Origin of the sequence: Sediminibacterium soli (assembly GCF_009939225.1) — a bacterium.
Lineage (GTDB): Bacteria > Bacteroidota > Bacteroidia > Chitinophagales > Chitinophagaceae > Sediminibacterium > Sediminibacterium soli.
The window spans coordinates 660,494-684,406 of the sequence record NZ_JAACJR010000008.1 but is presented as its reverse complement, the minus strand read 5'-3'; the positions used below and the strand labels follow the sequence as shown (position 1 = coordinate 684,406).

The following is a 23,913-nucleotide window of genomic DNA, read 5'->3' as shown; positions in this document are numbered from 1 at the left end:
GCACAAAACGATTGAACATGTCGGCAGTAAAAGATAAAATTCTGGTGATCGGTGCATCAGGCCAGATAGGGGTGGAGCTTACGATGGCGCTCCGCAAGCAATACGGCAATGCCAATGTGATCGCTTCCGATCTGCGCGAGCAGAACCCGTTGTTAAAAGATACAGGCCCCTATGTAAGCCTGGACGTTATGAACAAGGAAATGCTGCATGTGCAGGTGATCCGCCAGAACATCACCCAGGTATACCTGCTTGCGGCCATTCTTTCCGCCACAGGCGAAAAAAATCCCAATCTTGCCTGGCATCTCAACATGCAGGGACTGCTGAACGTGCTGGATATTGCCCGGGAGGAAAAACTGCACAAAGTGTACTGGCCGAGCAGCATTGCGGTATTCGGTCCCACTTCTCCCAAACAGCATTGCCCGCAGCAGACCATTATCGAACCTTCTACGGTGTATGGCATCAGCAAATATGCAGGCGAGTTCTGGTGTAACTATTATCACCAGCGTTACGGGGTGGATGTGAGAAGCATCCGTTACCCGGGATTGATCAGTTACAAATCGGAGCCGGGCGGAGGCACCACCGATTATGCAGTGGAGATCTATCACCGTGCCCTGGACGATAAAAAATATACCTGTTTCTTAAGCGAAGATACCTACCTGCCCATGATGTATATGCCCGATGCCATCAGGGCAACGCTGGAACTGATGCATGCGCCTTCGGAGAAAATTTCCATACGCACTTCGTATAATATCGCCGGTATGAGTTTTTCGCCCAGAGAAATCGGTGCCGAGATCGGCAGGCATGTTCCCGGCTTTGCCATGACATACCAACCCGATTACCGCCAGGCGATCGCCGATAGCTGGCCGCAAAGCATCGACGACAGTGTGGCCGCCAGAGACTGGGGATGGAAACCCGAATACGATCTCCCGCGGATGACGGAAGATATGCTCAGGAACCTGGGGTAAGAATTCGCGGATCAGTGGATTATGGATTGGCGGATTTTGGGTTGCGGCACTGCGACGAAAAAAGCAGGGCGATGCTATTCATCAGCATCGCCCTGCTTTTTAGACCTGCAAGATTCATTTATCCATAATCCGCCAATCCACGAATCCGGAATCTCTTTAAAACCTGAACCCTATTCCAATATTCGCGCCCCTCAGTCCTGCCCAGGGGCCGTCGGTTTTGATAACGGCACCGCTGTTGCTGACCGTGCCCTGTATCTTGAACGGATCGGCTTTGATATCGTTGATGCTTTTTTGCAGTGCATCGCGTTCATCATTGGTTAGGGTTGCGGCAAAATTGAGATCGCCATTGCTGTGACCATAGTGTCCGCCCAGTATCTGTACATCCAGCACCAGTTTGGTGGCCAGCTGGAACTGCCATCCCAATAACAGGCCCGGACTGGTTGATTTGACCTTACCGTTAAAGAGCGCTTCTTTCGATTGCCCGGTGGCGGGCCCCGAGGTGATGGTATATTTTACGGGTGCACTTATATCGAAGTTGGCGAAACGCAGGTAGGGTTCAATGTAAAAACCCTTCATACGGCCAAGACCGAAATACACACGGCCGGCCACCGTCCAGGCAGTATTGCCCATTTCCATTTTGCCGAAGTTGATCTCTTTGCTTTTGATGGCGTTTTCCAGCTGGCTCTGGAAGGGAACCGAGCCTTTGGGCATGGTACGGTAACTGAGTGAAAGAGAGAACATGCGGGTGATGCTTCTTTCATACGTAAAATGATAGTTGCGCAATGCCAGCGAACCAAGGTTCCATCGTACGATGTTCTTTCCGCCGATCAGGCTTTGGGCACTTGCAAACATGGGCAACAGCAATATTGCCAGCAGGATTTTTTTCATAAACAATATATGGTTTTGTTATTTGATAGCGAGATCAGATACGGTTTTGTTCTCCAGGATCATCAGGGTATTATCCCTTACCTGGATCATGACCCTGTTAAGGCCGCATTTTTTTTCGTCGCAATCCTTGCAGCGTTCGTAAAAATTGAGACTTACACAGGGCAACAGGGCAATGGGCCCCTCAATCAGACGCATAACCTGTGCCAGTCTGATGTCTTGCGGGTCCACTTTAAAAAAATAACCGCCGCCTTTGCCTTTTTTGCTGTCAAGCAAACCGGCTTTTTTCAGTTCAAGCAGAATATTTTCGAGGAATTTCAGGGGGATTTTTTTCCTTTTTGCGATCTCCGCTATCAGTACGGGGCCGTCTTTTTTGCGCTCTGCCATAAAGGTCAGCGCTTTAAACGCATATTGTGTTTTCTTCGATAGCATGATTTTTGTAGCTTAAACGATATAACCGGATCCGATGCAAAAAACAATTCAACTTATCCTGCTTATCTGCGTGTCAAATGTAATCATTCCCCGTGTAAACGCGCAGCTGCCCAAGGTACTGGCTTTTGGCAACATTACCTATGCCAGCCCGGTGGGTGAATTTAAAAATATTGCCAACAATGGTATCGGGTATGAAATCGGCGCCGGGTTAGGCCTTGGTAAAACCATGCTGATGGCTTCCTCGGGCAATATCCGTTACACCCTTCCCAATCTGGGGCACCTGAGTGTTACGCCCTGGAAATTCGGGGTGCGCCAGTATCTTTTGCTGGGTCTTTTTCTCAATGGCAATGTTGGGGTGGCACGTCTGAATTACGATTACAATAGTTTGCCCGACGAACAGAAAAGTAATTTTCTCTATGAAGTGGGCGCCGGCTACAAGCTCGGTTTCTTCGAACTGGGCGCTGCCTACACCGGTTTCGGCGAAAACAGGAATGCGCTGCTGCTGAAAGGCGGACTGGCAATCAAATTGTAGTTACCGGGGATCAGGAGAGCCCGAGTACTTCTTTCATTCCGAAAATGCCTTTTTTCCCTGCGGTGAATTCCGCGGCAAGCACGGCACCGCCGGCAAAGCCTACGCGGCTGTGCGCGGTATGAATGATCTCGATATCGTCGACGGCCGAACTGTACCGGACCTTGTGCGTGCCCGGCGCCGGGTCTATGCGCTCCGAAACAATACCCAGTTCGCCGGCGCTGTCGGTGGCCTGGTTTACCCAGGAGGTTTTATGGCTGTTGGCAATCACCTGTTCTGCCAGCGTAATGGCGGTGCCGCTGGGAGCATCTTTTTTTTGTGTGTGGTGGATCTCTTCCATCGACACATTGTACGAAGGGTGCCGGCTCATCAGTTTTGCGAGATAGGTATTCAGCTCAAAAAAAAGGTTTACGCCGATGCTGAAATTGCTGGCGTAAATAAGGGTGCCATTTTTTTCTTCACAGGTCTTTTTCACCGTGTCCCATTGTTCGAGCCAGCCGGTGGAACCGGATACCACGGGAATGCCGAATGCCAGGCATTTCATGATGTTGTCGAATGCGCTGTGCGGGCCGGTGAACTCTATGGCAACATCCGCCCTGGCCATATTCTCTTTGTTGAACGCGTCTGCATTGTCCAGATCGATCTTTACCACCACCTCGTGTCCTTTTTCCAGGGCGATGTTTTCAATGGCCTTACCCATTTTGCCATAACCGATTAGCGCAATTTTCATAGTAGATGTTTTAAGGAATGCCTGCAAAGCTACTTTGCAAAATCAATATACACGAATCCTTCTGGCAGGGGCTGCTACCTGGCCACTATCTTTCGCTGCGATGCGTTCTTCAGGTTCAGTGTAAGGCTCAGCGCCGGGGTTCTTGTATACGGGTTAAACGAGGGATTCACCTGCATGGTAAGGTCATTGCTTACATCAAACTCCTTCAGGTGCGCAAACACCGTGGCATCGGCCACCTGCAGCGCCCATGCTGCCAGAAACCAGAGCACTGCATAGTCCCTGTCGCGGCGGAACGCGTTCCGGTAGTTCTGCAGACCGGAAATGCTGATATTGGCTATTTCGGGGTCGATCTTCGGAAGATCGGAAGAATCTCCCTGCTGGGCTTTGTAACGCGCTTCGTAGGCGAACTTGGTTTTGTTGTAGTAGCTGTTGTTGTAAAAAAACAGCGTGGTGGGAATGGCAAGAATGCCGTATACGATCGGGATCTTCCAGTATTCTTTGTTGTATGCCTGTCCCCATCCCGGAAGGATCAGGGATCGTTTTGTAGCAATGCGTGGATCGTGCTTTTTCCGGCCGCTGTCTTTTCTTGCCAAAGCGGCGGGCCTTGTTTTCAGCAGACTGTCGCGGCTGGCGGAGTCTTTGGGAGCGGCAAAAAGATGGGTGTTGGACAAAACTTTCTTATCATCCTGGCCGATGGCAGCATGTACGCACATGATCATCGCGATGAATAAAAGCCCGTATGGTTTCATGCCGGTAATCAACTCACGGTTACGTTCATCGCTTCCAGTATCTTATTCAGCTCGTCGAGCGAATAATATTCGATGGTAATACTGCCATAACCTTTTTTGTTATGCTCCATCTTTACTTTGGTTGCGAAATGCGAGGCTAAATTATCCTCAATTTTTTTGTAAGCCGGCGGAAGGTCCGACTTTACGGAAGATTTAACAGCGCCGCCCTTGTCTTCTTTGTACATCTTGCGCACCAGTTCTTCCGTCTGGCGAACGCTCAGCCCTTTCTCTCGGATCTCTTTAAAAACATACAGCTGTTTGTCGATGGTATCGATATTCACCAATGCCCTTGCATGCCCCATACTCAGCAGACCGGTTCTTACCGCCAGCTGGATATCGGGGGGCAGTTTGAGCAAACGCAGATAATTGGTAACGGTAGTGCGTTCCTTGCCCATTCTTTCGGCCACCTGCTCCTGTGTATAGCTGAGCTCTTCCATCATCCGTTTGTAGCTGAGGGCGATCTCCATGGCATTGAGGTCTTCTCGCTGCAGGTTTTCGAGCAATGCCAGTTCCAGCAGTTGCTGGTCGTTGGCCTGGCGGATATAGGCCGGTACATCCTTCAATCCCGCCAGCCTGGAGGCGCGGAACCGTCTTTCGCCGGCGATCAGCTGGTATTTTCCATTGGCCAGTTTAGATACGGTCAGCGGCTGGATGATATCGTGCAGTTTGATGGATTCGGCCAGTTCATTCAGGGCCTGTTCGTCAAAATCGCGGCGGGGCTGTTTGGGGTTTACCTGAATATCGGCCAGGGCAACGCGTGCGGAATGCGTTGCCTGCTCGGTCACTTCTGTTTTTAAAGTGCCGGCGGTTGTTTTCAGATCCGAATCTATATTCTGCAGCAAAGAGCGAAGCCCTTTTCCGATCAGGTCTTTATTCTGTTTGGGTGATGTCATGCGGTTTGTAGGCTTTGGTCTGTGGTTTTTGGTTTGTGGTCTGCGGTTTTGAACCATAGACAACAGGCCACAAACTATTACAGACTATTCAATAATTCTTTCTTCGTTCGACATTTTCGTCATGCCGTTCTTTTGCAGTATTTCCTTGGCCAGGTTCAGGTAGTTCACCGAGCCTTTGCTTTCGGCATCGTAGAGGATCACGGGCTTGCCCACACTGGGCGCTTCGCTCAAGCGCGTATTCCTGTGTACGATGGTATCGAACACCATTTCGTCGAAATGTCTTCTTACCTCGCTCACCACCTGGTTGCATAAACGCAGTCGTCCGTCGTACATAGTCATCAGTATGCCTTCTATCTGCAGTTCCGGGTTAAGCCTGTTCTGTACGATCTTGATGGTGTTGAGCAGTTTGCCAAGTCCCTCCAGCGCAAAGAATTCGCATTGCACGGGAATGATCACGCTGTTTGCCGCCACCAGCGAGTTTACCGTGATAAGTCCCAGTGAAGGGGAACAGTCGATGATAATGAAATCGTATCTGTCGCGCACCACATCCAATATGCCTTTCAGCACATTTTCCCGGTTGGGGTAGTTGATCATCTCTATCTCGGCGCCCACCAGGTCTATATGCGATGGGATTACGTCCAGATTGGGTACATCGCTTTTAAGGATCACATCGGTGGCGGGTGTATTGTTCACCATGCAGTCGTACAGGCTGCTGGTGATATTATGCAGGTCAAAACCCACGCCGGTGGTACTGTTGGCCTGCGGATCCGCATCCACCAGTAATGTCTTGAATTCCAGCACAGCAAGGCTGGCAGCCACGTTGATGGCCGTAGTGGTTTTTCCGACTCCTCCCTTCTGGTTGGCTACGCCGATGATTCTTGCCATAATTACGGTTCCTCTTTATGATAGGTTTATCGTTTCATTAATTGCCGGCAGCAGCAATGTTTTACCTGCCTGCTGAAAATCCTGTCTTGCCTTTTCCGTATCCACCACAATAAAACCGAAGGTATTGTAATGAACGCCTACGATCGTTTTGCATGCCACAAAATCCGCTGCGCGTATCGCATCCGCCACATCCATCGTGAAATTATCGCCGATAGGCAGCACGGCAAAATCCAGCCTGGCCCAGGTGGGTACCAGCTGCATATCGAGTGTCAGTGCCGTATCGCCGGCATAATAGAAATTGCCTTCATCGGTCAGGAACACAAAACCCATCGGGTTGCCTCCGTAACTGCCATCCGGCAGCCCGCTGCTATGGTGTGCCACCACGCATTTTACCGTTCCGAAATCAAAATTCCATTTCCCGCCGGTATTCATGGGATGCGTATTGGCAATACCCTGTTTGTTGAGCCATTCGTGCACCTCGAAGGCCGACACCACTTTACAGCCGCTGCGCCGGGCTATGCTTACACAATCCGCAATATGATCTGCGTGGCCATGCGATAAAAAGATGTAATCGGGATCGATTTCGTCTGTTTTTACGGCTGTGGCCAGCTCATTATGGCTGATAAAGGAGTCAAAAAGTATTTTTTTGTCCCTGATCTCTACCTGGAAGCAGGCATGCCCGAAATAGGTCAGTTTCATAATGCGCTTTGTTTCAGAAGGCGTCAAAAATAAGCTTTAGGGCAGTTCCACCGAAACAATATTATCCAAAGCCGGCTGGGGATGGAAGCGAAGTTTTCAACATAATTTTGTCGCACAAGCCTGCTGCAGGCCTTTCATACAATAAAAGCACCAGCGGAACGTCTATCCCTTACATTCACAAAAAATAGTCCATGCGAAATTCAGGCACCTGGTGGATCATCGCACTGATCATGTTCCTGCTCGATATCTATGTTTACCAGGCAGTAAGAACCGTTACCCACCAATACAGCGAAAGAACCCGGCTGCTGGTACAGATCGCCTACTGGGCAATATCCGCGCTGACGCTGGCCGCTCTGCTCTCGTTTCCCTATATCATGAGCCTGCAGTCGTCCCGTTTTTTCCGGAATTATGTATTTGCGATACTTGTGGGACTTTTCCTGGCAAAACTGGTTGGCTCTGTTTTCCTGCTTACCGACGACCTGCGGAGAGGCGGTATCTGGGTGGTGAGCAAATTATTCCGCAGCACCGCCGCGCCGCGTATGGCCGATCATGCCGGTATCCCGCGGTCGCTGTTCCTGAGCTGGCTGGGCATTGGTATGGGATCGGCGCTGTTTGGCACACTGCTCTATGGCTTCAGCAACAAATACAATTACCAGGTAAAAAAAATCCGGCTGGCATTCAACAGCCTGCCGCATGCGTTCAAAGGACTCAGGATCGTTCATATCAGTGATATCCACAGCGGCAGTTTTCAGAATAAGGCGGCGGTGAACAGGGGGGTAGACCTGATCCTGGCGCAGAAACCGGATATCGTTCTGTTTACAGGCGACCTGGTTAACGACAGGGCGGATGAGATGCACGACTATATGGATGTGTTCAACCGTGTTAAGGCGCCGATGGGCGTATTCAGTTCGTTGGGTAACCACGATTACGGGGATTATGTATCATGGCCCTCTGCACAGGCTAAATCGGAGAACCTCGACAGGCTGAAACAGGTTCATGCGGAGATAGGCTGGCGCCTGCTGATGAACGAACATGTGCTGATTGAAAAAGAAGGACAGCAGATCGCCCTGCTTGGTGTGGAGAACTGGAGCGCCGGGCGTTTTGGCAAACACGGAAAACTGCATAAAGCGCATCCCGGCACCGAACATATTCCTTTCAAAATATTGCTGAGCCATGATCCCACACACTGGGATGCAGAAGTGAGGGCAAACTATCCCGATATCGATCTTACACTGGCAGGCCATACGCATGGTATGCAGTTCGGACTGGAAAATCCTTATTTCCGGTGGAGCCCCGTGCAATGGGTGTACAGGCAATGGGCAGGCCTGTATGAAACCGATTCGCAGAAATTATATGTGAACCGGGGGTATGGTTTTATCGGTTATCCCGGCAGGGTGGGCATACTGCCCGAGATAACGGTTATTGAACTGACCAGCTGATTTAACATTTCTTTACTACCGCTTATCGCCCCATTATTGTCTTTTGAACGTTTGGTTTTCTTTTGTGGCATAAGGATTGAATAAATAAAACTGTTAAACAAAATACATCTTATGAAACGAATCGTATTGGTTTTTTCGGCAGTGATCGCGTTTACTGCCGCATCGTATGCACAGGGCGGGTTCAGACTGGGTGCAAAACTGGGTGCCAACCTTAACAAGATAGAAGGACAGTCTTTCAAAGACGGCTTCGATCTTTCCTATCACCTGGGTGGTTTTGCCGAGATCGACTTCAATAAAAAATGGGGTATTCAACCCGAGCTTTTATGGAACCAGACAACAGGCAGACGCAGTAATTTCAACACATTGTACCCCACAGTGACCAACCCGAACGGAGCTGAAAAAGTAAAACTGGATTACCTGTCCATTCCGATATTGCTTCGTTACAATGTGGGCAATATGCTTACGCTGAACGCCGGTCCGCAATTCGGTATCCTGCTGAACGAAGACAAAACGCTTCTGCAGAACGGGCAGTCGGCATTCAAGAACGGCGATTTTTCGATGGTTTTTGGTGGCCAGCTGAACTTTAACTTCCTGCGTATTTATGGCCGTTACAATATCGGTCTGCAGAACATCAATGATATCGATAACAGGGACAAATGGACCAACCAGCAGATACAATTTGGATTAGGACTGAGGTTGTAATATAAGACTGCAGTTCAACCATAAAAAAAGTCAAACAGGAGCGGAAGGGGTTACCATTCTTCTATTTCCTGTTTGACTTTTTTTTGAGTCTGTCCGACTTTCCTCTATCCTTTCAGTTTGAATTTCTTCTTCAGGGCGGTGATCTCCGTTTTTACCGTCTGCAGTTCTTTTACCTGCTGGTTGATAAACCCGTTGTCTTCCAGTTTTCCTACAACGGCATTCATCTCCGAAAAACTTTCGTAGACCATTTTGCGGAAGGGGTTGGTATAATCTTTCGCTCTTGCATCGTGAATGGCCTTGGTCATCCATTCCCGTGTGGAGATGCAGGTATTCAGCATGGTGCTGAACTGGTGGGCATCCAGTTTCCTGAGTCTGATGCCGCTGATCTCGGCGAGTGAGGCCAGCGCGTGTTTTGTTTTTTCTGCCGGGTATTGTTTACCCTGTTCCCCGTAATAGTCGTGCACCATATCCCAGGAACGTATCCTGCCCGATTTGATCTTTTCTTTTAAGGTGGTTACTTCGCTCTCTTTCATCAACTGGCCCCCTACATTGATCCATTCGCCGCGTTTTGGTGCGGCAGGCAGGGATGCGATCAGTTCTGCAAAACTGCGAAAGTTATGCTGCTGCTGGTGCGCCAGCAACTGGCTGATGCCATAATAGCCGATCAGTGAGGTGAATGTCTGGTAGGCCGATAAGACTTTCAGCAAGACCACTTTCCGTTTGCTGTTTTCAACACCGTCAAGCACGATCTCCAGTTCGTTCACCATCTTGTTACCGGTGGAAAGCAATTGCCGGCCGGTTTCTTCGTCTGAACGGTTTGCGATGCCCGTGGCTTTTGCATAGGCTTTGCCTGTTGCGGTTTCCATCAGTTTCAATGCGTTAAACATTTCATTCACGGTATCGGGTGCCAGGTAATCGTATTCGATATGCTGTATTTTTTCGCCGCGTTTATCGCGGTCGATGTATTTCCACGAGTTGCGGGCCAGCGCATACATATTATAGAGAAACCAGTAACCCGGCATAATGGTGAGCCTGTCGTTGGCTACATCGTTGCTGACGAGCGAGAACGGTATGGGTATATCCAGTTCGGCGGGATAGTCTCCCTTGGTCAGAATGGTGAAGCTGGCAAAGCGCGAATTGTGTTTCAGGCTTACGCAGAGGCCCGGCCAGAAACCGCGGCCCATGATGACCTCGCCGTCTGCACCGCGGCTGTTGTGATTGGATCCGATGGTGGCGCCCGCGGCAATATTGCTTTGGCCCATCACCAGCGAAGCGCAGAGGAAAGAATTGTTGTGGTGCTGCTCGTGCGCGGGAAATATCAGCGAGTTCAGCACTTCGCAGCACGAAATGGTTGCGTTGTTGCCGAGATAGGAGTTGATCAGCCTTGCGCCGTATTTCAGCTGCGAATGCGATGCCATGATGAACCGAACGGCTTTCACACCATAGAAGATACGGCAGCCAAAACCGATGATGCCATTCACCATCTCGCAGCCTTCGCCGATCTGCGTGCGCCCTTCTTCTCCCGAATTGATCGTGAGGTTCTTGAGTTTGTTGGCGCCTTTCAGGTAGGCATCGCTTCCCACCCAGACATCTTTGATGATCTTGCAGTTCTTGATCACCGTTCTGTCGCCTACCTTGCCGTAGTAACCCCGGCGGTTATCGAATTTCTGCTCGGTCAGTTCCCTGAACTTTTCCTGCAGCAGGTCATCGTTCCGGAACCGGCTCCATAAAAAGGCATCGCCGGGCTGCATGCCATTGAAGGGAAGAACGCGCCTGCCGGTATTCTCGTTACACAGCTCCACCCAGATCCGCACATCTTCGTCTTCTCCCTGTTTGATGATACCGTTGCCGAATTTGGCGTGGTTGGTGGTAACCAGTTCGCTTACATTGGTGATGATGACCTCGCTGCCAATGATGTAATGCGATAGGTAATTGACATTATCGATCACCACGTTATCGCCGAAATCACAATTGATGATAATGGAATTATACAAACCCACCGGAAGCGTAAGATCGCTGAAGCTGAGACAATACGGCTCCAGTTTGCCGATGCGTACCAGCCCGAAGAATTTGCAGTTCTTTACCAGCTCTGCATTAAAAGCATCCGATACGAGTATATTGTTCCAGTCTTCACTGGTATTGCCGTTTCTTACCAGTACTTCTATTTCGTATGCATTAAGCCTGCGGTAATCGATGCCGTTCCGTATCTGCATATTGCGCAGGTAGAACTCATTCTTGCCTTTGGGCAGGTAGGGCTCTTTGATAAAATCATAACCCAGGCTGCCCAGCGGCGATTTGTTGATGATATTGATCGACATAGTAGCTAAAGAAGTCGGTGATTGAAATAGTTGGTCGGGTCAGCCGGGCATGCCTACTCAACCGTAACGCTTTTCGCCAGGTTGCGCGGTTTGTCCACATCGTATCCTTTTGCCAGTCCTGCGTAATAACTCAGCAATTGCAGCGGCACAACACTCAGCAGCGGCGCAATCACTTCGTCTGCGTCGGGCACAAACATCACATCATCCGCCATGCCGGGAATGATTTCGTCGCCCATGGTGGCCACACAGATCACCTTGCCCTTGCGCGCCTTGATCTCCTGTACATTGGACACGATCTTTTCATAATAGGAATCCCTGGTGGCCACAAACACCACCGGCAGCTTCTCATCGACAAGCGCGATGGGTCCGTGTTTCATTTCTGCCGCGGGATAGCCTTCTGCATGTATGTAGGAAATCTCTTTCAGTTTTAATGCGCCTTCCAGGGCAACGGGGAAATTGTACCCACGGCCCAGGAAGAGAAAATCGGAAGCGTCTTTGTATTTTTCTGCAATGCGTTTGATGTTGGCAGTGTCCTGCAGTATTTCCTTTACTTTTTCCGGTACCGTGGCCAGGTCGTTCATCAGGCGCAGGTACCTTGCTTCGTCAAGTGTTCCTTTGGCATGGCCGATTTTCAGGGCCATCATCATCAGTACGGCCAGCTGGCCGGTAAAGGCTTTGGTGCTTGCCACGCCGATCTCGGGGCCAGAGTGTGTATAGGCACCTGCGTGACTCAACCGTGCAATACTGCTGCCCACCGCATTCACCACACCGAATATGAACGCGCCTTTTTCCCTCGCGCTTTCCAATGCCACCAGGGTGTCAGCTGTTTCACCGCTTTGCGAGATGGCGATGATCAGATCGCCCTGGTTGATGACAGGATTACGGTAACGGAATTCGGATGCATATTCCACTTCCACCGGTATGCGGCACAGGTCCTCGATCAGGTACTCGGCTACCAGTCCGGCATGCCAGCTGGTGCCGCAGGCTACGATGATGATACGCGGCGCATTGATAAAGGCGTTCAGGTTGTTCTCGATGCCGCCCATCATGATCTGTCCGCTTTGTGTGAGCAGTCTGCCGCGCAAACAGTCAAAAATCGTATCGGGCTGTTCGTAGATCTCTTTCAGCATGAAATGCTCATAACCGCCTTTTTCAATGGCGGCGAGCTCCATATCGAGTTTGGTGATAAAAGGCGTTTCTCTTTCGTTACCCAGGTTTTTCAGGATCAGTTCATCCGGCCGTACAACAGCGATCTGGTAATCGTTTACATACACCACTTCCTTTGTATACTCGATGATGGGAGAGGCATCGCTTGCCAGAAAATGTTCGCCCTTTCCAATACCGATCACCAGCGGACTTCCCTTGCGTGCAGCCAGTATGGTGTCGGGATCATCGTCGGAGATCAGCAGTATGCAGTAGGCCCCCACGATCCGCTTCAGGGCAATGCGGAGGGCTTCTTCGAGCGAACAATTGTTGTTGCTGCGGATGTCTTCTATAAAATTAAGCAGCACTTCGGTGTCCGTATCGCTTTTAAAGCTGTAGCCTTTTACCAGCAGGTCCTGCTTCAGCTGCGCATAGTTCTCGATAATGCCGTTGTGGATCATCGCCAGCCTGCCGCTCTGGGAATAATGCGGGTGGGCGTTTCTGTCGCTTGGCTCGCCATGCGTGGCCCAGCGTGTATGGCCAATGCCGATAGTACCCGAAAGATCTTTGCCAAGCACACTTTCTTCCAGCTCCGCCACTTTGCCCTTCTTTTTGTACACGTTCAGATCGCCATCCGATAACAGCGCAACGCCTGAACTGTCGTAGCCGCGGTACTCAAGTCTTTTTAACCCTTTGATGAGGACAGGGTATGCTTCCCTGGGTCCGGTATAACCAACGATTCCACACATAATAGTAATATGATTTGCGTGTTTAGGAAATAACTTGCAAGTTTACTTGAATTTATGAATTAATGCATTACGGATTACTGGATTTGTATATCGGTAAACAGTTTCTGTAACGAATAGTTCATGGTCATTGCTGTAAAAATCGTTTTTTATGATAGCGTTCGAAACAAGCCAGGATTATACGCTTGAAGATGACTGCGTTTTATTGCGTCCTTTGCAGGCGGATGATTGCGTTAATTTGCGGGAATTTTCGATCAACGAACCTGAGATCTGGCGGTTCTCGTTATTGCAGGCCGGTGGCGAGGAAAATCTGACACATTATCTGTCAGTGGCCCTGGAAGCAAAACATGCCGGCCGGGAATACCCGTTTATTGTATTTGACAAAAGAACGCAGGAATACGCAGGAAGTACCAGGTTTTACGATATACAATTGCCTTTTAAAACGCTGCAGCTGGGGTATACCTGGTATGGCAAAAGGTTCCAGGGAACCGGTTTGAACAGACATTGTAAATTTCTGCTGCTGCGGTTTGCATTTGAACAGCTGGGGATGGAAAGGGTTGAATTCAGGGCCGATAACAACAACGCCAGAAGTATCGCGGCCATGAAACGCATTGGGTGCACGGTAGAAGGCGTACTGCGCAGCCATATGCCCACATGTCAGAGCGATCTCAGAAGAGACAGTATTGTATTGAGCATATTGCGGGAAGAATGGTACGGGCATGTCAGACAGAAACTGATCGATCAGATGAACAACTGTACGCGATGAAAAAAAACGGCCTGCTTCTTTGGATGGTTTTGTCAGTAACGGTGTTACAGGCACAATTGCCTGCCTATAAAAATTCTGCGCTGCCGGTAAGCGAACGTGTAAGCGATCTGCTGGGGCGTATGACGCCGGAAGAAAAATTCTGGCAGCTGTTTATGATACCCGGCGAGCCGGGTGCAGATTCTGCCAGGTACCGGTATGGTATTTTCGGGTTCCAGGTAAGCGCCGGATCACAGGGAGAACACGCAGCATCGCAATTACTGCAATACAAGACCGATGACGATGCGATCACACTCGCAAAAAAGATCAACGCGATACAAAGGTATTTTGTGGAGCATACCCGGCTGGGGATTCCCATCATCGCATTTGATGAAGCTTTGCATGGTCTTGTCCGCGGCGGCGCCACTTCTTTTCCGCAGGCGATCGCATTGGCGGCAAGCTGGGATACTGCGTTGATGCGAAAAGTGGCGACCGCCATTGCCCAAGAGACGGGATCCCGCGGTATACGCCAGGTGCTGACACCGGTGGTAAACATCGCGAGCGATGTTCGCTGGGGCAGAACAGAAGAAACCTATGGAGAGGATCCTTTTCTTGCATCCGAAATGGCTGTGGCTTTTATCCGGTCTTTTGAACAAAATGGCATCATCACTACGCCGAAACATTTTATCGCAAATGTGGGAGACGGTGGCCGCGACAGTTACCCCATTCATTACAACAAAAGATTGCTGGAGGAGATCTATTTCCCGCCCTTCAAAGCAGCCATCGGAAAAGGCGGCGCCAGATCGGTGATGACAGCTTATAATTCGCTGGACGGAAGCCCGGCCACTGCCAATGACTGGCTGCTGAATAAACAGCTGAAAGATACCTGGCATTTCAACGGATTTGTGATCTCCGATGCCAGCGCAGTGGGTGGCGCCAATGTGCTGCATTTTACCGCAAAGGACTATGGGGAAGCCGGGAAAAAAGCGATCACAAACGGGCTGGATGTGATCTTTCAAACAGATTATTCGCATCATTCGTTATTTATTGCACCTTTCTTAAACGGAGCGATCGAAGCCAAACGGATAGACGATGCAGTGACGCGCGTACTCAGGGCAAAGTTTGAACTGGGATTATTTGAAAAGCCCTATGTTCCGGAAACACCGGTGAATATCGCTGCACACCGCGCCTTGGCGAAAGAAGCCGCAATACGATCCATGGTGCTGTTGAAAAATGAAAAAAACATACTGCCCCTCGGGGAAAACATGGCTTCGATAGCAGTGATCGGCACGGATGCCGTTGAAGGGAGATTAGGTGGTTACAGCGGACCGGGAAACGCAAAGATCAGCATACTCGATGGCATACAGCAGCGGCTGGGAACAAAAACAAAACTTACCTATGCACCCGGTCCGGGCAGGTATGATGTGCAGACGGAGACCATTCCTTCGGGTTCTTTTGTTGACGGGTTGCTGGGGACGTATTACAATACTATTGACCTTAAGGGCAAACCTGTTCTTACACGAAAAGATGCCGCCATCAATTTTCACTGGACATTGTATCCACCCGATACTGCATTGCAAAACGACCAGTATTCCGTTCGCTGGACGGGGAAATTACGGTCACCCGAAACCGGAAAATTCGCGATCGGGCTGGAGGGAAATGATGGATACCGCTTGTATGTTAACGATAAACTGCTGATCGACCAGTGGGATAAACAGAGTTTTCATACAAGACTTGCTGACCAGGTATTTGAGAAGGACAAACTGTATGATATCAGGGTTGAATTCTATGAGGCAACGGGCAATGCACATATCCGGCTTGTATGGAATCGGGGTATTGAGAATAATACACAGGAGAAGATCAATGAGGCGGTCAGCGCTGCGCGGCAATCGGATATGGCGATCATTGTTGCCGGAATAGAAGAAGGAGAGTTCCGTGATCGTGCCATGTTATCGTTGCCCGGGCAACAGGAGCAGCTGATCAGGGCGGTAGCCGGTACCGGAAAGCCTGTCCTCGTTGTATTGGTAGGAGGCAGCGCCATCACCATGCAGCACTGGATCGACAGCGTTGATGGCATCATCGATGTATGGTATCCAGGTGAAATGGGTGGCGAGGCATTGGCGGCTGTATTATTTGGCGATGCCAATCCCGCCGGTCGTTTACCGGTCAGTTTTCCGATAGACGAAGCGCAGCTGCCGCTTGTATATAACCACAAACCCACCGGCAGGGGAGATGACTACCAGAACCTGAGTGGTCTTCCCTTATTCCCTTTTGGATACGGACTTAGTTATACCAATTTTCATTATGATGCTATCAGGCTCGACAGGAAAAACATCAGCGCGAAAGATTCGGCAACCGTGTCGTTCAATCTCACCAACACAGGCAAACGGGAAGGAGACGAGGTGGTACAACTGTATATACATGACAGACTGGCTTCTGTGGCACGCCCGGTAATGGAGCTAAAAGGTTTTCAGCGCATACATCTTCGTCCCGGTGAAACCAAAAGGATATCTTTTCTCATCACCCCCGAAATGCTCGAAATGTTCGACGAAAAAATGCACAGGATCATCGAACCCGGGGAATTCCGTCTCATGATCGGCGCTTCGTCACGAACCACCTGGCTGAAAGAAACGCTCACCGTTGAGTAAGTTGTTTTTATGCTCAGAACATTTCTTCCGTCAGTCCAAACCTTTCCTGCTCGAAGAAAGACAGGGCGCTTTTTCTTTTACGCATCACGAGCTGCCTGGCGAGCTTGTTGAACTGTTCCTGCTCGGTGCCGTTGGTCACCAGTTTTTTGTTACCCGTATTCGTCATCGAGCGGTCGATCTTTACCTGCGTGGTGTCTGAGGGTTGCAGACCGTTGACCGCCATCAGCCAGTCGCCCTGTTTCTGTATGCGGTATTTGAAGAAATAGAGGTATCCGGTGGCGTTTTTAGCCCGCACTTTTTGGCTGCCCATCGGCTGTATCTCCACCACACGCGTGTACGGCCGGCTGTTAACGGCAAGTGAGCGGCTGATGGCTTCCTGCGTGTTGAATTTTGCAGGGAACAGGGAAAGTTTGTTAAGCTTATCCAGTCGCTCAAATAATGCAGAACGGTACTGGTCGTTTTCGGCAATAGCCATCCAGGCGCTGTCGGGAAGGCTTTTGCCGTTGCGCGCCAGCAGCAGGGCCACCTGCATTTTTGTGGAAACATCGCTGCCATGCAGCAGCCTGGCGAACAGTTTGGCCACCTGCGGGTTTTCGTCATAGAAGGGCATGACCAATACCAGGTAGCTGCCGATCAGCAGATTGGCGGGACTGCCCGGAACGCCGTTTGCATAACTGCCCATGTAGATACCCATGCCGGGTTCATTTTCGGCCTGTTGCAACCGCATCATTTCGCGTTCACCGAGCGCCTGTAATTTTTTGCATTGTATCTGCAGATCGAAAAACAGTTTGGAAAACTGCGTCCGGTAACTTTCCGCCGGCAGCCGGCTGCTGTCTACCAGTTTGGCAAGCAGCGTTATCACCGGCTGTTTGTAATCGTCAAAAGCGGTCAGCTGCAGTATATCGGGATACAGACCGGCGGCCAGTGAAAGACTGTCGGAAATTGTCCTGAACAAAGTCTGGTATTCGAAACTATTGTCAAACACCGGTGGGTTTTCCACGAGAATCTTTTTCAGAACGGCATAAGCTGCTGTTGTTTTGCTGCCGGCGATCGCCTGCAGAGCAGCATTCTGGTACATGCTGGTGTCAGCGTAGCGGTCATAGATATCCCTGAGCCAGTCGAGCCTTTGCTGGTATTGCAGGGTGTCTTTTATCTGACCGGCGGCCAGCACCAGTTTTGTTTTGGTGGAGAGATAATCCCTGCTGTCCGGTTTGATGCCGTCAAATGCTTTTTTCAGACCGGCGATATCGGAACCGGCAAAACCGACCAGGCCGACCGCGGACCTGGCGAACTTCTGAACCGAGCTGTCGCCGCTTTGTATATCTTCGAGTAACTGTGCAGACCTGCTGCTGAATAAGGTTGCTGCGGCCGTGTCCCGTATCGGTTGGAAGCTGCTGAAGAAGGTTCCGATAAAACTGCTTTCCCGGCTGTTGTTATCGACCAGCGCCTGTACGCGGTACAATTTGTTGCCGGATAAAATGGCCAGGCCTTTGATTCTCCTGCTGGTATTGGTGTCGGACAATACATACCGGCAAACCAGCGATGCATCTGCCCCGGTTTCGAAGGTCTTGCTGTCTATTACGAAATTGGTCTGGATTTTTTTCCAGTCCATTTCTGCATTCCAGAAAGCTGCCGTGTCTTTCTGCGAATAATATTTCGCGAACGTGGATACCGTTACCTGTACCGCTTCGCCGGTGGAATCGCTTTTAAAATACGCATTGCGCGGAAAGGCATGCGCCTGGTAACGTTCATTGAGTAAAATGCTCAGTGTGCCATACAATTGTTTGTTGAGGAATTCTTTCAGGTCTTTGTCGATGGCAGGCTGCACCGGCGTTGTTACCGTAAACCCAAGCGATGGATCGGTATACAACTGTGGTGCCGGGTATTTCCATTCGTTGGTGTGAAAACTGCTGAAGAAACGGTTAAAACCGGCTCTGGGATTATGGCCTCTTGCCGTAAGCAGGTAATACTGCGCACCCTTTATGAAGGCGCGTGCCTTTAATACACCGCCATCCTTCAGGCTGAATACCATATCCAATGCGTCCACTCCATCCTGCTTGCCGAATTTGCGCGACAGTTCTTTGTCGATCGCCTCGGAACTCTTCAGGCTTTCAGCGATCAGCGAGATATCGAATGTATCTTCTTCTATGAAACCATGGTTGTGGATATGCTTCTGCATCACCATATAGGCATCGCCGTTCGAGGCATCGACAGCTTCGTACAGGGATCCGGACCTGAAGTCCTCACCCGTACCCGGACTTATCGCCGGTTTCTGCGGCATCGCTATGGTAAAACCACCCCAGGCCGGTGAAAAGTTCGCCCATTGAATGGCAGCCGGCTGCTGTAAACGGATGGATCCGAAAAAATCATCCGCTTCTTTGCCGTACACATAATCGTCGTTGCCGCTCATTTTAAAAACCAGCACTTCCTGCGCGGTGTAAATAATCGCATAGCGCTGTATATCGCCGCGTCTTGTTTTGTTAATGATACTGATACCGTTGTAACCGTTTACGCTGATATTTTTTTTCTCCAGTATTTTTCCGGGGATGTTCTCGTACAGCAGGCTATCGGTTTTCCGGGCAATGCCCTGCGGTGCTTCGGCCGTCTGGCCGGGATGTGTTTTAATGCGGGAAAGCATATAGTAGGCACCGTTTTCCATATCGGCATATTGCCAGCTTTCGGAGAAACTGATATCGGTGCGTCTGAATAACTTGCCCGGAACTTTCAGTTCAATCAGCCCGTCGTCAGATAAAACGGTCTGCATCTGCACAGGCACGCGTATTTTGTCGATACGGTCGCGTTGCTCCGCGTCGCGGTCGGTCATGTTCACAGGCCGCAGCGTATACCCCTTGCGCCGCAACAGTTCTATCACCCCGCGTTTGCCCGGCAGGTGCGCTGCGCCCACGGCTACGAACAGGGATTCCTTCCTGATGATCGAATCGATGGAATTGGCCTGTATATCGTTGCGGCCATAAAGGAATTTCTCGTTGAAAGCCTCATTGCTGCCCGTCAGCTGGCTTAGCGAGTCCAGCATGGAAAGATCTCCGCGGCGGTAGGCCTCCTGTATCCTGCGTTGTATCTCGTAGGGGTTTTCGTTGTTGAAATTCACCCTTATCCGGTTTCTTGCCCGCATCATGTCTTCCCGCGCTTCCAGCTGTATCCTTTCCGACTCCATATAGTTTTCAACGCCTGTCGCTTTTTTACCCAGCTTGCGTGCGGTCTGGTATACATACAGGTCCAGGTAAGTGTTTTCCTGGAAATTGGACTGTCCATCTGCTGTCCGGTACAACAATCCATTGATCACATAGGGTTCTTCGCTCAGCGCTCTTTTGATATCGGCCGCATAACGGCTGTTGAGCCGGAATGAGCGTTCGTTGATGTAATCCGAAGGCACACGCTGGTACAGTACCATCGCAGTCTGCGACTGCTGCAGCCGGAACATTTCCGATTGCCATTGCTTGGGATCGAGTTCCAGCGATACGGTGCTGCAGCTGGCGATGGCATGGTAAAATGAATCGCTTAAGTGAAACGCCATTTTGTTGCTTACATGCATGGTGCCAAACAGGTAAGAAGGCCGTGTAAGTCCGTTGCCTGTGATCTCCCATAATAAACTCGGATAAGCGGATGGGCTGTTCTGTGTTCTGCCAAAGAGGACCAGCAACAGCATCGCCAGCAGTGTAGAGGTTTTTTTCATGCGGTGGTATTTATGGGGGGCAGCTGTAGAAAGGTAGATGCAAAAAAGCATATTTCTTCATAAGCCGTATGAAATTTACAACAGACCACGCGACCGTAGAACAAAGTCCCGGGTATGGTTATCGGCTATCGGTGAAGGTCTGCCGGGCAGCGGTCAAAGCAATAAACCCTGCAGGAAAAAGTAGGCAAAGCTGAAATAGATCACCAGACCGGTCACATCCACCAGCGTGGCTACAAACGGCGCGGAGGAAACGGCCGGGTCGGCGCCCAGTTTTTTCAGCAGGATGGGGAGCATGGAACCCGACAGGGTGCCCCACAAGACGACACCAATCAATGAGAAACTGACCGTGGCGCCGATCATCATCCAGTGCGGTCCGTATATTTCCGGCGCCACAGAATGCCATACCACCACCCGGATAAAACCGATCAGTCCCAATACCAGTCCCAGCAGCAGGCCGCTGCTGATCTCTCTTCTCATTACCCGCCACCAGTCTGCAATCGTGATCTCACCAACTGCCATCGCCTGTATGATCAGCGTGGATGCCTGCGAGCCGCTGTTGCCGCCGGAGGATATGATCAGTGGTATGAACAAAGTAAGCACAACCGCTTTTGCGATCTCGTCTTCAAAATATCCCATCGCTGTTGCGGTGAGCATTTCTCCGAGGAACAGTACCACCAGCCAGCCGATACGTTTGCGGAACAGTTTCAGCAAAGGAATATCGAGATAAGGTTCATCCAGCGCTTCGGTACCGCCCATTTTCTGCATGTCCTCGCTGAACTCCTCGTTGGCCACCCAGAGCATATCATCGATGGTAACGATGCCCAGCAGTATCTGGTTATCGTCCACAACCGGAAGCGCCATGCGGTTATTCATTTTAAATACCTGGCTGGCATGCTCCTGGTCATCGGTTGCTTTCAGCGCAACAAACCGTCCGTCGATGATCTCGTCCACCCGTTTCTCCGGCGAAGCCAGGATCACATCCCTGATCCGCATATCATCGATCAGCATTCCCGATTCGTTGATCACATAGATCACATCCACCGTTTCGCTGTTTTTGGCGTGTTTGCGGATGGTGTCAAATACCTCGTTTACCGTATTGTGGAGATATACGTACACATAATCGGGCGTCATCAAACGGCCTACGCTGTCTTCGGGATAACCCAGCAGCGATAACGTGATCCTGCGTTCTTCGGGGTCCAGTAATTTGATGAGATCGCGGATGGCCGCTTTGGGTAATTCCTCCAGAAAATCGGTGCGGTCATCCGCAGGAAGTTCATTGAGCAGCTCTGCGGTTTTGGCCGAGGGCAGGTCTTTGACGATGTCTTTCTGCTGAACGATATCCAGTATCTTGAATACGCTTGCCGCACGGTGTATCGCCATATTGGCGATGATCTGCGATTCGTATTCGGGAAATTCATTGATGAGGTCCGCAACATCACTGATCTTCTGGTCATCCAGGAACTCCCGGATCTCCAGCTTATCTTCTTTGGCGATCAGCTGCTCGAATTGCTCCGCAATGCCTGGTTGTTCGAGTTCGAGTGACATACCGCAAGTTAATCAGTAATTGATAATTGGAAACTAAGAATTCACGATTGCGGCAATGGCAAACCGCCCGCATCATGCACCGGTTTGCCAACCCCGTATTATCCGGTATTCAACAGTATCTTTTTCACAGTCATTGCCTACCTTCATCAGCATTTGTACCCTATGATCCTCCCGATACTCACCATAGCGCCTTCCGTAAACAGGGGAAGGGGTGTTTTCACCACCGAAGACATCCCGGCGGGCACCATCATCGAAATATCACCGGTGCTGCCGTTGTCTGCAGAAGACAGGGCACAGGCGGAGAAGACCGCATTGTTCGATTATATTTTTGAATGGGGCGACGAAATGAAACAGGCCTGTGTTGCCTGGGGATATGTTTCGCTGTATAACCATTCCTACCAGGCCAACTGCGAATACGAGATGGATTTTGAAGAAGAGACCATCCGGATCAAAACCGTAAGGGGTGTAAAAAAAGGAGAGGAGCTGTTCGTCAATTACAACGCCGTACCGGACGATGAAACGCCGATTTGGTTCGAGGTGAGTTAGTCTATGGTTGAGTTAATAAGCACAACTGTTCGGAAGAAACAGGGCAAAATAAAAGAAAGATTCTATTGTCACTGCGTATCTCGGCACCTCCTGCGTCTCCGCGGTGAAAAGACTTCCGAAAATCAGACATCTCCAAAATCCAAAATGCTTTTATCGCAGAGGCGCGGAGTCCAAGGAGCTTCGCAGAGAATAACCGGCTGATTCGACAATCATAACTGATTCTTCTGAACAGCTGTGAGCCAATAGCAACAAATCACAGCCCACAGACTATAAAACACAGACTTCCTATTGCCAGTACGGATACCCCATCAACTTCGTCAATTCAAGTTTGGCAATACATAACTGGTATTCGTATTGCAGTTTGGTCAGCAGGGCGCGCTGTACATTGGTACTGGCGTTGGTGATTTCGAGATTGGTGCCGGTGCCGCCTTTGAAACGCGTGGATGCCAGGCCCTGGGCAGCCTGGGCCTGTTCTATCTGGCCGCGTGTGTTCCTGATGCGTTCCAGGCTGGAACCGATATCGGTCAGCGCCTGTTCGATATCTTTTTTATAAGTGCCGGCCAGCGTTTCCACCGCCAGTTCATTTTGTCTGATGATGTTCTGCTGCAGTTTCTGCTGCTGTCTGTTTTTACCTCCGTTGTAGATTGGGATGCTGAGACCTACACCGGCCATATAATTGAAACGCATATCGGCGATATAGGGCACATAGCCATTTTTAATACCCGCGGAACCTTTCAACCCGATGGTCGGTTTTTCCGAAATCCGGGTAATGGCAAGATCCGACTCTGCCTGTTTGATCCTGTCTTTTGCCAGAATGAAATCGTAATTGTTCTGCTGCGCGGCGCCGAGGGCGGCACCCGGGTCGGTAAGACTGATATCAAAATCAAAACTGCCTGCATGCGCTGTCTGTTTGCTTCCCGTGGTATATTCCAGCAGGTTCAGCTGTTTCTGCAGGCTGTTCTGCAGGTCTATCTTACGGTTCTGTTCATTGTCGATGGATGCCTGTATATTCAGCAGGTCGATACGCAGGGCGGTGCCGTTGCGCAGCTGGCTTTCCACGATGGTTTTGTTCTCGTTCAGGAAACGGAGTACGCTGTCCTGTATGCCGATCGCTTTCTGTAAATACACGATGTTGTAATACACGTTAGACACCTGGTAGGCAAGCTGCGCCTTTACGTTCTCCACGTTGTGCCGGGCATACAGCAGGTCGTCTTTTGAACGGTTCACATTCGCTTTTAAGCGGCCGAAATCAAAAAGCAGGTAATTGGCATTCACTGCTCCGCTTACATTATGAACCGGTGCAAACTGGAAGTTTTCGCCATTCAGCGGTATTTCGATTTTGGGTCTTACATAAGCGTAAGAGGCATCGGCTGTTACTTCGGGGTATTTGTTCAGCTCGGTGAGGGTAAGTTTTTCCTGCGCGGTCACAACGGCATTTTCCGTTTCCTTCACTTTGGGAAAATAACCGAAGGATTGCCCGATAAGGGTTTTGAGCTCGTTGCTGGCAGTTACCTGCGCCTGCGCAGCCATTGCCAGCGCCAGAACCGGTATCAGTAAGAATATTTTTTTCATAAAATAGATTGC

General features: G+C 50.3%; 19 protein-coding genes. 7 read left to right on the top strand and 12 right to left on the bottom strand.

What is annotated here, in order from left to right; genetic code table 11:
- The first annotated feature begins 17 nt into the window (after positions 1-17).
- Positions 18-965 (top strand): NAD-dependent epimerase/dehydratase family protein, encoded by a 948-nt coding sequence (locus GWC94_RS10110; RefSeq protein WP_161834911.1) that lies wholly within the window; start codon positions 18-20, stop codon positions 963-965.
- Between the two features lie 156 nt (positions 966-1,121).
- On the opposite strand, the gene GWC94_RS10105 is transcribed toward GWC94_RS10110, so the two are convergent.
- Positions 1,122-1,853 (bottom strand): hypothetical protein, encoded by a 732-nt coding sequence (locus tag GWC94_RS10105; protein ID WP_161834910.1) that lies wholly within the window; start codon positions 1,851-1,853, stop codon positions 1,122-1,124.
- An 18-nt stretch (positions 1,854-1,871) separates the two neighbouring features.
- Complete coding sequence (locus tag GWC94_RS10100; RefSeq protein ID WP_161834909.1) at positions 1,872-2,282, bottom strand: RrF2 family transcriptional regulator; 411 nt, start codon at positions 2,280-2,282, stop codon at positions 1,872-1,874.
- A 34-nt stretch (positions 2,283-2,316) separates the two neighbouring features.
- On the opposite strand from GWC94_RS10100, the gene GWC94_RS10095 reads away from it, so the two are divergent.
- Positions 2,317-2,814: a hypothetical protein gene (locus GWC94_RS10095; RefSeq protein WP_161834908.1), complete on the top strand. Its 498-nt coding sequence runs from the start codon at positions 2,317-2,319 to the stop codon at positions 2,812-2,814.
- Between the two features lie 10 nt (positions 2,815-2,824).
- On the opposite strand, the gene dapB is transcribed toward GWC94_RS10095, so the two are convergent.
- The 5 genes from dapB to GWC94_RS10070 all read right to left on the bottom strand — a co-directional run bounded on the left by dapB (position 2,825) and on the right by GWC94_RS10070 (position 6,806).
- The gene (gene dapB, locus GWC94_RS10090) at positions 2,825-3,541 is read right to left on the bottom strand and encodes a 4-hydroxy-tetrahydrodipicolinate reductase (protein WP_161834907.1); all 717 of its coding nucleotides are present in this window, start codon (positions 3,539-3,541) and stop codon (positions 2,825-2,827) included.
- Between the two features lie 74 nt (positions 3,542-3,615).
- A complete protein-coding gene (locus tag GWC94_RS10085) occupies positions 3,616-4,290 on the bottom strand; it encodes a DUF5683 domain-containing protein (RefSeq protein WP_161834906.1) in 675 nt (224 codons plus the stop codon).
- Positions 4,291-4,298: 8 nt separating this feature from the next.
- Positions 4,299-5,222, bottom strand: coding sequence for a ParB/RepB/Spo0J family partition protein (locus tag GWC94_RS10080; RefSeq protein WP_161834905.1), 924 nt, complete (start codon positions 5,220-5,222; stop codon positions 4,299-4,301).
- Positions 5,223-5,306: 84 nt separating this feature from the next.
- On the bottom strand, positions 5,307-6,107 hold the full coding sequence (locus GWC94_RS10075; protein ID WP_161834904.1) for a ParA family protein: 801 nt from the start codon (positions 6,105-6,107) through the stop codon (positions 5,307-5,309).
- A 15-nt stretch (positions 6,108-6,122) separates the two neighbouring features.
- On the bottom strand, positions 6,123-6,806 hold the full coding sequence (locus GWC94_RS10070; RefSeq protein WP_161834903.1) for a metal-dependent hydrolase: 684 nt from the start codon (positions 6,804-6,806) through the stop codon (positions 6,123-6,125).
- A gap of 191 nt (positions 6,807-6,997) precedes the next feature.
- Here GWC94_RS10070 and GWC94_RS10065 point away from each other — a divergent pair, with 191 nt between their 5' ends.
- Positions 6,998-8,245 carry a metallophosphoesterase gene (locus tag GWC94_RS10065; RefSeq protein ID WP_161834902.1) on the top strand — a complete coding sequence of 416 codons (1,248 nt, stop codon included), beginning with the start codon at positions 6,998-7,000 and terminating at the stop codon, positions 8,243-8,245.
- Positions 8,246-8,356: 111 nt separating this feature from the next.
- A complete protein-coding gene (locus GWC94_RS10060; RefSeq protein ID WP_202628716.1) occupies positions 8,357-8,947 on the top strand; it encodes a porin family protein in 591 nt (196 codons plus the stop codon).
- Between the two features lie 104 nt (positions 8,948-9,051).
- Here GWC94_RS10060 and GWC94_RS10055 read toward each other — a convergent pair whose 3' ends face one another.
- On the bottom strand, positions 9,052-11,265 hold the full coding sequence (locus tag GWC94_RS10055) for a DUF4954 family protein (protein ID WP_202628714.1): 2,214 nt from the start codon (positions 11,263-11,265) through the stop codon (positions 9,052-9,054).
- Positions 11,266-11,318: 53 nt separating this feature from the next.
- On the bottom strand, positions 11,319-13,157 hold the full coding sequence (gene glmS / locus GWC94_RS10050) for a glutamine--fructose-6-phosphate transaminase (isomerizing) (protein ID WP_161834901.1): 1,839 nt from the start codon (positions 13,155-13,157) through the stop codon (positions 11,319-11,321).
- Positions 13,158-13,305: 148 nt separating this feature from the next.
- Here glmS and GWC94_RS10045 point away from each other — a divergent pair, with 148 nt between their 5' ends.
- Together GWC94_RS10045 and GWC94_RS10040 are read left to right on the top strand one after the other, a co-directional pair.
- Positions 13,306-13,920 carry a GNAT family N-acetyltransferase gene (locus tag GWC94_RS10045; RefSeq protein ID WP_161834900.1) on the top strand — a complete coding sequence of 205 codons (615 nt, stop codon included), beginning with the start codon at positions 13,306-13,308 and terminating at the stop codon, positions 13,918-13,920.
- Positions 13,917-16,544, top strand: coding sequence for a glycoside hydrolase family 3 protein (locus GWC94_RS10040; protein ID WP_161834899.1), 2,628 nt, complete (start codon positions 13,917-13,919; stop codon positions 16,542-16,544). Before GWC94_RS10045 ends, GWC94_RS10040 begins: the two co-directional genes overlap by 4 nt.
- Before the next feature lie 13 nt (positions 16,545-16,557).
- Here GWC94_RS10040 and GWC94_RS10035 read toward each other — a convergent pair whose 3' ends face one another.
- The gene (locus tag GWC94_RS10035) at positions 16,558-20,238 is read right to left on the bottom strand and encodes a TraB/GumN family protein (RefSeq protein WP_161834898.1); all 3,681 of its coding nucleotides are present in this window, start codon (positions 20,236-20,238) and stop codon (positions 16,558-16,560) included.
- Positions 20,239-20,391: 153 nt separating this feature from the next.
- The gene (mgtE, locus tag GWC94_RS10030) at positions 20,392-21,783 is read right to left on the bottom strand and encodes a magnesium transporter (protein ID WP_161834897.1); all 1,392 of its coding nucleotides are present in this window, start codon (positions 21,781-21,783) and stop codon (positions 20,392-20,394) included.
- Positions 21,784-21,945: 162 nt separating this feature from the next.
- On the opposite strand from mgtE, the gene GWC94_RS10025 reads away from it, so the two are divergent.
- A complete protein-coding gene (locus tag GWC94_RS10025) occupies positions 21,946-22,329 on the top strand; it encodes an SET domain-containing protein (protein WP_161834896.1) in 384 nt (127 codons plus the stop codon).
- A gap of 285 nt (positions 22,330-22,614) precedes the next feature.
- On the opposite strand, the gene GWC94_RS10020 is transcribed toward GWC94_RS10025, so the two are convergent.
- Positions 22,615-23,901, bottom strand: a complete 1,287-nt coding sequence (locus GWC94_RS10020; RefSeq protein WP_161834895.1) for a TolC family protein — start codon at positions 23,899-23,901, stop codon at positions 22,615-22,617.
- Between the last annotated feature and the right edge of the window lie 12 nt (positions 23,902-23,913).

Coding starts and splice junctions, on each gene's coding strand:
- dapB (WP_161834907.1), bottom strand. CDS start 3,541: ATGAAAATTGCGCTAATCGGTTATGGCAAAATGGGTAAGGCCATTGAA.
- GWC94_RS10045 (WP_161834900.1), top strand. CDS start 13,306: ATGATAGCGTTCGAAACAAGCCAGGATTATACGCTTGAAGATGACTGC.
- GWC94_RS10020 (WP_161834895.1), bottom strand. CDS start 23,901: ATGAAAAAAATATTCTTACTGATACCGGTTCTGGCGCTGGCAATGGCT.
- GWC94_RS10110 (WP_161834911.1), top strand. CDS start 18: ATGTCGGCAGTAAAAGATAAAATTCTGGTGATCGGTGCATCAGGCCAG.
- GWC94_RS10100 (WP_161834909.1), bottom strand. CDS start 2,282: ATGCTATCGAAGAAAACACAATATGCGTTTAAAGCGCTGACCTTTATG.
- GWC94_RS10075 (WP_161834904.1), bottom strand. CDS start 6,107: ATGGCAAGAATCATCGGCGTAGCCAACCAGAAGGGAGGAGTCGGAAAA.
- GWC94_RS10105 (WP_161834910.1), bottom strand. CDS start 1,853: ATGAAAAAAATCCTGCTGGCAATATTGCTGTTGCCCATGTTTGCAAGT.
- glmS (WP_161834901.1), bottom strand. CDS start 13,157: ATGTGTGGAATCGTTGGTTATACCGGACCCAGGGAAGCATACCCTGTC.
- GWC94_RS10085 (WP_161834906.1), bottom strand. CDS start 4,290: ATGAAACCATACGGGCTTTTATTCATCGCGATGATCATGTGCGTACAT.
- GWC94_RS10055 (WP_202628714.1), bottom strand. CDS start 11,265: ATGTCGATCAATATCATCAACAAATCGCCGCTGGGCAGCCTGGGTTAT.
- GWC94_RS10095 (WP_161834908.1), top strand. CDS start 2,317: ATGCAAAAAACAATTCAACTTATCCTGCTTATCTGCGTGTCAAATGTA.
- GWC94_RS10040 (WP_161834899.1), top strand. CDS start 13,917: ATGAAAAAAAACGGCCTGCTTCTTTGGATGGTTTTGTCAGTAACGGTG.
- GWC94_RS10070 (WP_161834903.1), bottom strand. CDS start 6,806: ATGAAACTGACCTATTTCGGGCATGCCTGCTTCCAGGTAGAGATCAGG.
- GWC94_RS10035 (WP_161834898.1), bottom strand. CDS start 20,238: ATGAAAAAAACCTCTACACTGCTGGCGATGCTGTTGCTGGTCCTCTTT.
- GWC94_RS10080 (WP_161834905.1), bottom strand. CDS start 5,222: ATGACATCACCCAAACAGAATAAAGACCTGATCGGAAAAGGGCTTCGC.
- GWC94_RS10060 (WP_202628716.1), top strand. CDS start 8,357: ATGAAACGAATCGTATTGGTTTTTTCGGCAGTGATCGCGTTTACTGCC.
- GWC94_RS10065 (WP_161834902.1), top strand. CDS start 6,998: ATGCGAAATTCAGGCACCTGGTGGATCATCGCACTGATCATGTTCCTG.
- GWC94_RS10025 (WP_161834896.1), top strand. CDS start 21,946: ATGATCCTCCCGATACTCACCATAGCGCCTTCCGTAAACAGGGGAAGG.
- mgtE (WP_161834897.1), bottom strand. CDS start 21,783: ATGTCACTCGAACTCGAACAACCAGGCATTGCGGAGCAATTCGAGCAG.